This window comes from Candidatus Dormiibacterota bacterium (genome assembly GCA_035635555.1).
In the GTDB taxonomy this organism is placed as follows: domain Bacteria; phylum Acidobacteriota; class Polarisedimenticolia; order Gp22-AA2; family Gp22-AA2; genus Gp22-AA3.
In genome coordinates this window covers 226,322-238,241 of record DASQAT010000035.1, presented here as the reverse complement: position 1 = coordinate 238,241, position 11,920 = coordinate 226,322, and the positions used below count along the sequence as shown (strand labels likewise).

Genomic DNA, 11,920 nt, shown 5'->3' with positions numbered 1-11,920 from the left:
ACGAGGTGATCGTCATGCGGGTCGTCGATCTCATGAGGCTGTCGTGGGGCGCCGTCACGGGGCACCGCCTGCGCTCGGCCCTGACCATGCTCGGCATCGCCATCGGCATCGCCTCGGTCATCCTGCTCACGTCGATCGGGGAGGGGATTCGGGTGTTCGTCCTCAGCGAATTCACCCAGTTCGGCACGAACCTGATCGGCGTCAATCCCGGCAAGTCGAACACCTCCGGCGGCAACCCCACCGCCATGGCCGGCACGATCCGCAAGCTGACCATCGAGGACGCCGAGGCGCTCCGCCGCATCTCCCAGGTCGAGGCGACGATGCCGGTGGCGTTCGGCAACGCCCGGGTCGAGCACGGGGAGCGCGGCCGCAGCGTCCTCGTCTACGGCGTGACGTCGGACGTGCCGCGCGTCTGGAAGTTCGCCGTGCGCCACGGCACGTTCCTGCCGGCGGGCGACCCGCGGCACGGCTCGCCGCTCGTCGTCCTGGGGATGAAGCTGAAGCGCGAGGTGTTCGGTGACGACAACGCCCTCGGGGAGCGCGTTCGGATCGGCGGGCGTCCGTTCCGGGTCATCGGGGTGATGGAGCCGAAGGGACAGTTCCTGCAGCTCGACCTCGACGACACCGCCTTCATCCCGGTGTCGGAGGCGCTGCGTCTGTTCAACCGCGACGACCTGATCGAGATCGACGTTGTCTACAGGAACGCCACGGCGAAGGACACCGTCGTCCGCGACATCAAGCGGGTCCTGATCGATCGCCATCAGGGAGAGGAGGACTTCACCATCACGACGCAGGACACCATGCTGTCCACGCTCGACCGGATCATCAGCGTGGTGACCTCCGCGGTCGGCGCCATCGGCGGCATCTCGCTGGTGGTCGGCGCCATCGGCATCCTGACGATGATGTGGATCTCGGTCAACGAGAGCACCGGCGAGATCGGGCTCCTGCGCGCCCTGGGCGCGCGCCGGCGCCAGGTGCTGGCCTTCTTTCTCCTGCAGGCGGCCCTCCTCGCGACGGCCGGCGGCGCCTTCGGGATTGCCGCCGGGATCGGCGTCGCGCGCCTCCTCAAGCTGGCGCTGCCGCGCCTGCCGGTGAACACCCCCGTGGCGTACGTGTTCGCCGCCCTCGCCCTGTCGTTCGCCGTCGGACTGCTCAGCGGCGTCCTGCCGGCGCGGCGCGCCGCCGGCCTCGATCCCGTCGAGGCGCTGCGGGCGGAATGACGCGTGCGGCGGCGCGCGCCTACCGCGCGTCGTGGAAGATGACCCCCAGACTGTAGCGTGTCCCGGACAGCAGGCGGCTGACGCCGTGGCGCATGACGGCGCGGAAATGACCGCGGGCGCCCCGGACGGGGCGCTCGCGCGTGGTGAAGATGACGATCTCCCCCTGCTCCAGAGTGATCGCCTCGCCCCGCGATTGCTGGCGCGGACGCTGCTCGACCAGGAGGAACTCTCCGCCGGTGTAATCGGGACCGCGGCGGCTCAGGACGCACGTGAGCTGCAGCGGGAAGGCCACGTCGCCGTAGAGATCCTGGTGCAGGCAGTTGAAGCCCCCGGTTTCGTAGCGCAGGAGGAGCGGTGTCGGCTTCGTCTGCCCGGCGCGGCGGCAGACCGACAGCAGGCCTCTCAGGGTCGGTGGGTAGCGGCGGCGCTCTCCGAGGGCCTCCATCCAGTCGTTGGCGAGCGCCGCCAGGCGCGGGTAGGCGCGCGCGCGGAGCTCGCGCACCAGGGACGGCAGCGGGTGACCGAAATACTTGTACTCACCCAGGCCGAACCGGAAGCGCTCCATGTCGACACGGCTGCGGAAACGGGCGTCGTCCTCGTAGAGGAGGATCAGTCCGGCGCATTCCCGCGGGGTGAGCACGGGGACGCCGGTCTTCGCCCAGCCCCGCTCCCGGAGCGACCGCTCGATCGCGTCCCAGTCGAGCTGTTCGAGGCGGGAGGCCACGCGGGTCGCGTGCCTCACGCGCCGGCCGCCGCCCCCGGCCGGCAGGTCCGGCACGGCCGGTAGCCGACCGTGCGGGCGTCCTCGACGGAGGCGAACACGACGCGGCTGTCCTCGCGCATCCGCATCGCGTGCGGGCAGCCGACGCGGCAGACGATGCCGGTCGTGGCGCACCCTTCCAGGACCGGCGTGGCCCGCTCGAGACCCAGAAGCCGTGTCTTGAGATCGAGCCCGAAGGCGTACCCGCCGAGGCCGCCATCGGTCCTGAGGACGCGGTGGCACGGCACGAGGATCGGCACCGGGTTGAGGCCGAGGGCCGTGCCGACGGCGCGCACGGCGAGCGGGTGGCCGATCCGCCGGGCGATCCAGGAGTACGTCCTGGTGTCGCCGAAGGGGATGCGGTGGGTCAGCTCGAGGACCTTGCGCTGGAACGGCCGCGTTCCGGCGAAATCGATCGGCACAGAGAAGAAGGCGCGCCGCCCCCCGAGGTAGTCGTGAAGCTCCTCGCGGGCCCGCTCGGCCAGGCGCTTCGCCGCGCGCGACACCGGCGGATGCGCCGCGCCGCCCCGACTGACCCGGATGATACCGCGCTCCGAGGCCTCGATCTGGACGTCCCCGGCGAAGCGCTCCGTGTCCCAGCCGTCACGCAGGCGAAGAAGGGCCCGGCGCGCCAGATCGCCGCCGGCCGCGACCGGCCGGAAATGAACCACCAGCAGGTTCTCCAGATCGTCCCTCCCCGGATACGCATGCGTCCTCATCATTGGGCTCCTTTCGTCGAGGCCCCGGCGGTCCGCCGCCCGGGCCCTCCCTTTTTCAGGATTTTTCTCACGATCGACTTGCCGCGGGCGAGCTGGCTCTTCACCGTGTTGACGCTGATGCCCCGGACACGGGCCAGCTCGCGGTAGGAGAGTCCGTCCATGTAGCGCAGGGCGAGGAGCATGCGCGCCTCGAGCGGGACTCTGTCGAGAGCGCGCTGCACATCGAGGTTCTGCGCGCCCCCGCCCCCGTGCCCGCCGCCCCACGCAAACAGAAGCCCCTGACCGTCCGCCTCCTCCTGCGCCGCCCGCTGCAGCACGAACCGGCTCCGGCGCCGGCGCATCTCGTCCACGCAGACGTTGGTCGTGATGCGGTAGAGCCAGGTGGAGACCGCCCACTCGGAGCGATAGCTCCTGGCCGAGGTGTACAGGCGCAGGAGCGCGCGCTGCACCGCGTCCTCCGCGTCGGCCCGGTTGCCGAGGAGCCGCCACGCCATGGTCAAGAGACGCGCGCTGTAGCGGTTCGAAAGCTCGGTGAAGGCCGGCTCGTCCCCTGTCGCCACCCTGTGCATCAACTCGCGGTCCGTGGTCATCATCGTCGACCGGTTATACGGGGCGGCCGCTCGGAAAGGGTGGAACACCGGAGAGGCCGGTCAGCGCAAGGAGTCCAGCGCGTCCTGGATGTCGCGCTGCAGATCCCGCCAGTCCTCGATCCCGATCGAGATCCGCACCAGGCTGTCCGAGATCCCGGAGCGCTCCAGGTCCTCCTCCGACAGCTCGGAGTGCGTGGTGGTGCGCGGGTGGCAGGCGAGCGACTCGACGCCCCCGAGGCTGACGGCGTCGCGCAGGATGCGCAGCGAGCGCAGGAACGCGAATGCCGCCATCTTGCCGCCCTTGAGGTCGAGCGTCAGGATCGCTCCGGGGAAATCGCACTGCGCGTCGCGGATCGCCATCTGCTCCTTGTCGGTGAAGAGCGACGGGTAGAGCACCCGCCGCACGGCCGGGTGGGCGGCCAGACTCTCGGCGATGCGCTGCGCGTTCTTGCTCTGCCGGTTCATGCGCAGGATCACCGTCGGCAGACGGCTGTCGAGGAGCCAGCACTCGTCGGGCTGAAGGATGTTGCCCAGGATGGCGCGCGTGCCGCGCAGGTGCGTGACGAGATCGGCGTCCGCGGCCAGCACGACCCCGGCCAAAAGGTCGCTGAAACCGTTCAGGTACTTGGTCGCGGAATAGACCACCAGATCGACGCCGAGCTGGAGAGGGTGCTGGAAAGCGGGACCCAGGAAGGTGTTGTCCACGACGACCAGGGGCGCATCCGGGTGCCGGCGGGCCGCCTCGACCGCCCGGCGCATGTCCACCATGCGAAGGGTGGGGTTGGCGGGTGTCTCCAGGTAGACGATGCGCAGGTTCCGCGCCCCGGCGATCGCCCGCTCGAGCGCCGCGCCGTCCCCGGCCACGACACCGGTCGACTGGATGCCGAGCGGCCGCAGGAAGGTGTCGAACAGGTGCTGCGTGCCGCCGTAGACCGGCACCGTGTGCACGACGCTCCAGCCCGGACCGCACAGCGACAGGAAGATCGTCGAGATGGCCGCCATGCCCGAGTTGAACACCGCCGCCGCCGTCGCCCCGCGCTCCAGCGGGACGATCTGGTCCTCGAGGATCTCGGCGTTCGGGTGGGACAGGCGGGAATAGATGAGATCGACGTTCTCGCCCGGCTCGGCCCGCAGCCTGCCCAGGGCGATGGCGAACGCGCGCTCGGCCGACTCGGGACTGTTGAAGACGTAGGTCGAGGAGCGGAACACCGCCGGGCGCGCCGACCCGACCGACAGACGCGGATCGAAGCCGCGGGTCAGGACGGCGGTGGGCGGGCGGACCACGTAGGGAATCTCGCGCTTGTTGGTCATGTGTCCACCGGGATCCGCATTATAGAACGCGCCCGACTACCGGCGCTCACCCGGGAGCGGCTACAATGTCGGCCGCATGTGGAATCCGCGATGACGCAGGCGCAACGTCCCTCGGCCGCCCTCCTGCGGGGTTTCGACCGCGCGCCGGCGCGCGCCATGCTCAAGGCGGTCGGCTTCGACGACGAAGAGCTGTCCCGGCCGCTCGTCGGCGTGGCGAACACCTGGATCGAGGTGATGCCCTGCAACATCCACCTGCGCGACCTGGCCGACTACGTGAAGGAGGGGATCCGGGCGGCGGGGGGGACGCCGATCGAGTTCAACACGATCGCCGTGTCGGACGGAATCAGCATGGGGACCGAGGGGATGAAGGCGTCCCTCGTCAGCCGGGAGATCGTGGCCGACTCGATCGAGCTGGTGGCGCGCGGACACCTGTTCGACGCCGTGGTGGCGCTCGCCGGATGCGACAAGACGATTCCCGGGACGGCGATGGCCCTGGCGCGGCTGGACCTGCCGTCGCTGGTGCTGTACGGGGGATCGATCGCCCCCGGGAGCTTCCAGGGGCGCGATGTCACCATCCAGGACGTGTTCGAGGCGGTCGGCGCGCACGCCTCGGGGAAGATGAGCCTCGAGGACCTGCGCGAGCTCGAGGACGCGGCCTGCCCGGGCGCCGGGGCCTGCGGCGGGCAGTTCACCGCCAACACCATGGCGACGGCGCTCGAGTTCCTCGGGATCTCGCCGATGGGAAGCGCCGGAGTGCCGGCGACCGACCCGGCGCGGAAGGACGTGGCGCGTCTGGCCGGGCGGCTGGTGATGGAGGCGCTCAAGAACGACCTGCGCCCCAGCCGGATCCTGACGCGGGCCGCGTTCGAGAATGCCATCGTCTCCGTCGCCGCCACGGGTGGCTCGACGAACGGCGTCCTGCACCTGCTCGCCCTGGCGCGCGAGAGCGGCGTGCCGCTCGTCATCGACGATTTCGACAGCCTCAGCGCGAAGACTCCACTTCTCGCCGACCTCAAGCCGGGCGGCCGGTTCGTCGCCCACGACATGCAGCGCGCCGGCGGGACGCGTCTTCTGGCGCAACGACTCCGCGAGGCGGGTCTTCTGAGCCCGGAGGAGATGACGGTCAGCGGCCGGACGATCGGCGACGAGGCGAAGGAGGCGCGCGAGTCGGCCGGACAGATCGTGGTCCGCCCGCTTTCCAACCCGATCCAGGCGACCGGGGGCCTGGTGATCCTGAGGGGGAATCTCGCCCCGGAAGGGTGCGTCGTGAAGATGGCCGGCCACTCGCGCACGAAGCATCGCGGCCCGGCGCGCGTCTTCGACCGCGAAGAGGACGCCTTCGCGGCCGTGCAGGCCCGGACGATAGCACCGGGGGACGTGCTGGTGATCCGCTACGAGGGGCCGAGCGGCGGGCCGGGCATGCGCGAGATGCTGGCGGTGACGGCGGCGCTCGTCGGCCAGGGTCTCGGCGACCAGGTCGCCCTGCTCACAGACGGCCGCTTCTCCGGAGCCACGCACGGTCTGATGGCGGGCCACGTCGCCCCCGAGGCGGCGCGCGGGGGACCGATCGCCGCCGTCCGCGAAGGGGACACGATCGTCTTCGACGTCGAGGGCCGCCGTCTCGATGTCGAGGTCGGCGACGACGAGATGAGCGCCCGCCTGCGGTCGTGGACGGCGCCCGCCCCGCGGTACACCCGGGGTGTCTTCGCCAAGTACGCCCGGCTGGTCTCGTCGGCCAGCGAGGGGGCGGTCACCGGCTTCAACACCTGAAGGCGGCCCCCTCTCTTTCTGCTTCACGCCCACGTGGTGGAGAGCGGCCGCGGCCCCGCCCGCGCGGCACGGGTCCGGCTTGCTCGCGCAAGCCTCCCCTCGGTTCGCCTCGTGCCGCCCACCGCGCGAATTCCGCGCGGCGGGGCCCCGGCGCGAGGTCTCACACGGCCGCGCGGGCGGGGCCGCGGCCGCTCTCCACCGGGGCGGCCAGCAGAGAAACTTTTCGCGCATGCGACAATCAAGTACCGACGCAGAGCCTGCCGTTCAAGAAATTGACGCACCGCGCGACGCCATCTGTCCACGTTTGCGCACACGACCGCGTGGCGCGGCATGAATCGCGCGCAACACGCTCGGCAACGCGATGGAGACTCTGCGAGGGTGGAGTATCATGAATGACAGGGTGCGACAATGACTCCGATACAGCCGGCGCGACTGAAGCCGGGGGTGACGCTCGAGACGATCGCGGCGCGGGCGCCGCGGGCGTCGGGCGCGGCGCAGGGCGGGCGACGGCTGGTGCGCGGGAAGGCGCTCATCTTCTGGGACCCGAAACATCCCGGGAAGAAGCTCGACGCCATCGACACCGATCAGATCACCCCCTCCTCGGACTGCGTTTCGGAAAGCCTCGCGACTCTCGACGAGCGCTGGAAGGCGGGCTCCTTCCGCTACCTGATGCCCGGGTTCCGCGAGCGGGTCCACGCGGGGCAGAACGTCCTGGTGGCCGGAGATCGCTTCGCCATCGGCTCGTCGCGCGAGATGTCGCCCGCGGGCCTCAAGGGCGTCGCCGAGGAGGCCGGGCTGGAGATGGTGATCGTCTGCGGCGGCAACATGGGCGACATCTTTCGCCGCAACGCCCTCAACCTGGGTCTGCACGTCGTCCAGTCACAGGACGCTGTGCGGGACGCGCGGGACGGAGATGAATTCACCTTCGACGTCGAGACGCGCGAGATCGTGAACGTCACGCAGGACCGGCGCTATCGTCCCCTCCCGCTCACCGAAAAGGAGGAGGAGATACGGAAGGGCGGAGGCATCTTCGACATGGGCCGGCGTGAGTTCCGAGAATCGGCCGGTCGCGCGCCGCGCGTCGAATTTCCGGACGCGACGGAGGCGCGGACGCTCTCTCTGACCGAGCAGATCGTCTGGGCGCATCGCGTCGACAGGGAGGCGGGCGTCCGCCCCGGCGCGACGCTGCGGCTGTATGCGGACCTCCTGCCGGCGTCGGACGGCACGGCGCCGTTCGCCATCCACACGTTCAACGCGATCACGGGAGGGGGGACCGTTTTCCCCCGCCAGGCGGCGATCGCCAGCGATCACTTCGTGTTCACCGGCAAGGAGGATGATCGGAAGCAGACGTCGATTTCGGAGGAATTCGCGCGTCTGCACTCGATCGGCAGGCCGCATTACGCTTCGCCGGGCGACGGCATATTCCACTTCTATTTTCCCGAGCAGGGACTCATCGTTCCGGGCGGCTTCTACCCCGGCGCCGACTCGCACAGCCGGGCCTACGGGGCGTACGGGGCGGTCGGTATCGGCGTCGGCAGCACCACCCTCGGTTTCGGATGGGCCACTGGAGCCGTCTACGTCACCCTGGCCCGGCAGCGTCGCGTCGTGTTCGCCGGTCGACTGCAGCCCTGGGTGAGCGGCAAGGACATCGTCCTGGATCTTCTGCGCCGCTGGGGCGAGAGACAGGCGCAGGGGATGTCGGTGGAGTTCGTGGACCGCGATCGACAGCTCCCGATGCCGTTCCGGAACACGGTCGCCAACATGATGGCGGAGGCCGAAGCGCAGAACGGCATCTTTGCCCGCGATGAAATCACCGACGGCTGGTACGCCGCGCGCGGGATCGCGCTTCCGTACCCGCCCCTCCTGACGGGCACCGGCGCGCGCTTCGAGATCGACGAGACGTTCGATCTGACCACTGTGGGCCCGATGATCGCGAAGCCGTTCAGTCCCGGGAACGCTTTCGCCGCGGACGAGGTGGCGCGCGAGCGGCTGACGTTCGACAAGGCGCTCATCGGATCGTGCACCAACGGCTCCTACGACGATCTGCTGGGCGCGGCCCTGGTAATCCGGGCGGCCCGGGAGACGGGACTGAAGAGCGTACCGAAGAGCGTCCATTTCATCGTCTTTCCCGGAAGCGGCACGGTGCGCGGGCAGATCGAGCGTCCCGATCCGCGCCTCGGGGACGAGTCGATCGCCGACGTCTTCCGTTCCGCGGGCGGCGAAATCCGCCAGTCCTGGTGCGGACCCTGCTTCGGCCAGGGTGACGACGCCTTGAAGCCGGGAGAACGCGCCATCACGTCGTTCAACCGCAACTGGCAGAACCGCATGGGGGTCGGCGGGGAGGGGTATCTCGCCAGCCCCGCCGTCGTCGCGTCGTCGGCGCTCGCCGGCTACATGGCCCCGCCTTCCGAGATCGGCCTGCGCTGGGACCCGGAGCGGTTCGCCGTCTAGGAGCGTGTCCATCCCGTGTACGGAACCGCGCTGCGCTTCAAGGACTCGTCCGACGCGGGGAAAGACCCCGGGTTCCGCGTTCTTGCGCTGGACGGGGGCGGAATCCGCGGCCTGTTCACGGCATCCTTCCTGTCGACGCTCGAGGACCTCGGCGGGGGTCGGATCGGCGACCATTTCGATCTCATCGTCGGGACCTCGATGGGCGGGATCATCGCGCTGGCTTTGGCGTACGGCACGCCGGCGCGGACGGTGCTGGATCTGTTCCTCGAAAAAGGAAGGCTCGTCTTCAGCAGGCCACGGCGGCTCGGCATGCTGCTGCGTCCCAAGTACGACAATCGCGTGCTCGCCGCGACCCTCCGGGAGTTTTTCGGATCGAAGGTCCTGAACGACGCGACGACGCCCGTCTGCGTCACCTCCTACGAGCTGGAAAATTCCTACCCCCGCGTCTGGAAGGACGAGCATGCCGCCGACCTCGTCCCGGCGGGCGACGAGCCCGCCTGGAAGGTGGCGCTGGCGTCGTCCTCGGCCCCCATCTTCTTCCCGGGGACCCAGGTCTCCGAGGGCGACAGCCACGTGGACGGAGGTCTGTTCGCGAACAATCCGACGCTCATCGGCCTGACCGAGGCCGTGCGGTACTTCGGTCAGCCGCTCGCGATGATCCGTATCCTGTCCGTCGGCGCCGGAGAGCGGGCCGAGCGCATTCCTTACGAGAAGGCGAAACGCATGGGCGTCTGGTTCTGGAGGACGGCGGCCATCGAGCACATGCTCATCGCGCAGGCGAGAATTTCGCACGAAATTGCGCTGCGCCTTCTCGATACGGAGCAGTACCTCCGCGTCAACGTCCCGCTCGAGCGTCCCTACCCGCTCGACGATTATGACGCCGCGAAAAATCTGATCGAGCCCGGAGGCCAGGCGGCGCGCGTTCTGTATCCGGATCTGATTCGGCGCTTCTTTTCGAGCGCCGCGACACGTGGTCGCGAGCAGAAGACCGCGGTCCGCGCGCTGCGACTCCGCAATCCATCCGGGCATCATTCCTGACGCGTTTCGATCGGCCTTGTGGACTCCCGCGGGAAGGGATGATAGGCTTCGCGCGGTCGACCAGCATGAAATCCGCGCCGCTTGAGGCGCGGACACATTGAGGGAGGACCATGGCGCGAACTCCTGATGTCGCAGGTGCACTCGAGGCGGTCATCACCAGGACGCTGAAGGCGACGGTGGGCCCACGCTTCCGGAAGCTGGACAGCCAGCTCAGGAAGCTGGAGCGCAGGCTCAAGAAGATCGCCACGCAGCGCGGCCGTCGCGCCGGGACGGGACGCCGCGCCGCCGCCGGACGGCGACGCGGCCGCCGGGGCCGTCCGCCGATGCGCGGTCGCGGACGGGGCAGGAAATCCAGGCGCTGAGCCGCATGCGGGCCGACTCCTGGAGCCTGGAATGGCCCGGCGGCGGGGGAGGCGTGTCTGCGCCGCCGTCCGGCTCCAGGAGCCGGTCCATTCTCCACGGCAACCGCAGGGACTTTCTCCGGTCCTGCGGCGCCTCGGCCCTCGCGCTCGCCGCGATCGAGATGGTCCCCGGGGCCTTCGTGACGCGTCGCATCGAAGCGGTGAACCTGCCGCCCGATCAGCTCGAAAAGTTCGGCGCGGTCGCCCTCGAGAAGGCCAGGGCGCTCGGCGCCACGTACGCCGACATCCGCATCAATCGCTACCGCACGCAGACGATCCTTCTGCGCTCGACCCCGGACTGGGCGACCGGGGCGATCAACAACGTGCCGTCGGTCACCGACGAGGAATCCTTCGGCTTCGGCGTGCGCGTGATCCACGGCGGTGCCTGGGGCTTCGCCGCCAGCGCCACGCTCGACAAGGACACCGTCGCGCGGATCACGACGGAGGCGGTCTCGATCGCGAGGGCGCATTCGAAGCTCCGGAAGGAGCCCGTGCGTCTCGCCAGGGCCCCGGCGGCCAAGGACACCTACAGCACCCCCCTCGAGAAGAACCCCTTCGACGTCGGCGTCGCCGAGAAGCTCGCCCTTCTCGAGGCGGCGAGCACCGAGGTCCGCAAGGTCGCGGGCGTGTTCTCGGTCACGGGGTTCATGGAGCAGCGGCTCGAGGAGCGCTTCTTCATGTCCACCGAGGGCAGCGTCCTGAGGCAGACGATCGTCCAGGTGGCGCCGGAGTACACGGCCACGGCGCGCGACCTCAAGACGCGCAAGGCGAAGACGCGCACCTACCGTCCGAACGCCGTCTGCGGCGGCTACGAGTTCGTCGAGAAGGCCGGTCTCGTCGAGAGCGGCCGCCGCGTCGGCGAGGAGGTGGTGAACCACCTGAAGGCGCCGTCGGTCTCGGCCGGCAGGAAGGACCTCGTCCTGCTGCCGACGCACCTGGCGCTGACGATCCACGAATCGATCGGGCATTCCACCGAGCTCGACCGGGCGATGGGGTACGAGGCGAATTTCGCCGGCACGTCGTTCCTGACGCCCGACAGGCTCGGGACGTTCCGCGTCGGCTCGGACATCGTCAACGTCTTCGGCGATCGCGTGCTGCCGCAGGGGCTCTCCACGTGCGGATATGACGATGACGGTGTTGCGACAAGGCGCTTTCCGATCCTCAAGAATGGAATCTTCGTCGGCTACCAGACGATCCGCGAGCAGGCCCATTTCATCGGGCAGGAGGAGTCGATGGCCTGCTGCTACGCCGATTCGTACGCGTCCGTGCCGTTCCAGAGGATGCCGAACGTCTGGCTCGAGGCCGGCGGGAAGCCGGCGTCGATCGACGACCTGGTCGCGGGAGTCGACGACGGAGTCCTCATCGACGGGCGCGGCTCGTACTCGATCGACCACCAGCGCTACAACTTCCAGTTCGGCGGCGATGCGTTCTGGGAGATCAAGGGGGGGAAGGTCGGCGCGATGATCGCCGACGTCGCGTACCAGAGCCGCACCCCTGATTTCTGGCAGGCCTGCGATCTCCTCGGCGACCAGTCGACGTGGCAGAACGTCGGTCTGAACCGCGACGGCAAGGGGGAGCCCGGCCAGATCAACGCCATGAGCCACGGCTGTCCCGCCGGCCGCTTCCGCGGCATCACCGTGATCCGGACGGAGTAGAGAAC

Annotated in this window: 10 protein-coding genes; 6 read left to right on the top strand and 4 right to left on the bottom strand. The window is 69.6% G+C overall.

Features of this window, described 5'->3' with window-relative positions; genetic code table 11:
• The first annotated feature begins 14 nt into the window (after window positions 1-14).
• Window positions 15-1,220 (top strand): ABC transporter permease, encoded by a 1,206-nt coding sequence (locus tag VEW47_09690; GenBank protein ID HYS05450.1) that lies wholly within the window; start codon window positions 15-17, stop codon window positions 1,218-1,220.
• 19 nt (window positions 1,221-1,239) lie between these two features.
• Here VEW47_09690 and VEW47_09685 read toward each other — a convergent pair whose 3' ends face one another.
• Genes VEW47_09685 through VEW47_09670 form a run of 4 tightly spaced genes read right to left on the bottom strand, consistent with a single transcriptional unit; the run spans window position 1,240 to window position 4,600 of the window.
• Entirely contained in the window at window positions 1,240-1,962 is a 723-nt protein-coding gene (locus VEW47_09685; protein ID HYS05449.1) for a 2OG-Fe(II) oxygenase, read from the bottom strand.
• A complete protein-coding gene (locus tag VEW47_09680; GenBank protein HYS05448.1) occupies window positions 1,959-2,699 on the bottom strand; it encodes a methylated-DNA--[protein]-cysteine S-methyltransferase in 741 nt (246 codons plus the stop codon). Before VEW47_09680 ends, VEW47_09685 begins: the two co-directional genes overlap by 4 nt.
• Window positions 2,699-3,292: a sigma-70 family RNA polymerase sigma factor gene (locus tag VEW47_09675; protein ID HYS05447.1), complete on the bottom strand. Its 594-nt coding sequence runs from the start codon at window positions 3,290-3,292 to the stop codon at window positions 2,699-2,701. The genes VEW47_09680 and VEW47_09675 overlap by 1 nt, the downstream gene beginning before the upstream one ends.
• 57 nt (window positions 3,293-3,349) lie before the next feature.
• Entirely contained in the window at window positions 3,350-4,600 is a 1,251-nt protein-coding gene (locus VEW47_09670; protein ID HYS05446.1) for a PLP-dependent aspartate aminotransferase family protein, read from the bottom strand.
• Between the two features lie 90 nt (window positions 4,601-4,690).
• On the opposite strand from VEW47_09670, the gene ilvD reads away from it, so the two are divergent.
• The 5 genes from ilvD (at window position 4,691) to VEW47_09645 (ending at window position 11,915) form a co-directional block, all read left to right on the top strand.
• Window positions 4,691-6,370: a dihydroxy-acid dehydratase gene (gene ilvD, locus VEW47_09665; GenBank protein HYS05445.1), complete on the top strand. Its 1,680-nt coding sequence runs from the start codon at window positions 4,691-4,693 to the stop codon at window positions 6,368-6,370.
• 408 nt (window positions 6,371-6,778) lie between these two features.
• Window positions 6,779-8,821 (top strand): aconitase family protein, encoded by a 2,043-nt coding sequence (locus VEW47_09660; protein HYS05444.1) that lies wholly within the window; start codon window positions 6,779-6,781, stop codon window positions 8,819-8,821.
• 15 nt (window positions 8,822-8,836) lie between these two features.
• On the top strand, window positions 8,837-9,859 hold the full coding sequence (locus VEW47_09655; protein ID HYS05443.1) for a CBASS cGAMP-activated phospholipase: 1,023 nt from the start codon (window positions 8,837-8,839) through the stop codon (window positions 9,857-9,859).
• 110 nt (window positions 9,860-9,969) lie between these two features.
• The gene (locus tag VEW47_09650) at window positions 9,970-10,221 is read left to right on the top strand and encodes a hypothetical protein (protein ID HYS05442.1); all 252 of its coding nucleotides are present in this window, start codon (window positions 9,970-9,972) and stop codon (window positions 10,219-10,221) included.
• A gap of 5 nt (window positions 10,222-10,226) precedes the next feature.
• Window positions 10,227-11,915 (top strand): TldD/PmbA family protein, encoded by a 1,689-nt coding sequence (locus VEW47_09645; GenBank protein ID HYS05441.1) that lies wholly within the window; start codon window positions 10,227-10,229, stop codon window positions 11,913-11,915.
• Window positions 11,916-11,920 lie beyond the last annotated feature (5 nt).

Coding starts and splice junctions, on each gene's coding strand:
- VEW47_09690 (HYS05450.1), top strand. CDS start 15: ATGCGGGTCGTCGATCTCATGAGGCTGTCGTGGGGCGCCGTCACGGGG.
- VEW47_09680 (HYS05448.1), bottom strand. CDS start 2,699: ATGAGGACGCATGCGTATCCGGGGAGGGACGATCTGGAGAACCTGCTG.
- VEW47_09675 (HYS05447.1), bottom strand. CDS start 3,292: ATGATGACCACGGACCGCGAGTTGATGCACAGGGTGGCGACAGGGGAC.
- VEW47_09670 (HYS05446.1), bottom strand. CDS start 4,600: ATGACCAACAAGCGCGAGATTCCCTACGTGGTCCGCCCGCCCACCGCC.
- ilvD (HYS05445.1), top strand. CDS start 4,691: ATGACGCAGGCGCAACGTCCCTCGGCCGCCCTCCTGCGGGGTTTCGAC.
- VEW47_09660 (HYS05444.1), top strand. CDS start 6,779: ATGACTCCGATACAGCCGGCGCGACTGAAGCCGGGGGTGACGCTCGAG.
- VEW47_09650 (HYS05442.1), top strand. CDS start 9,970: ATGGCGCGAACTCCTGATGTCGCAGGTGCACTCGAGGCGGTCATCACC.
- VEW47_09645 (HYS05441.1), top strand. CDS start 10,227: ATGCGGGCCGACTCCTGGAGCCTGGAATGGCCCGGCGGCGGGGGAGGC.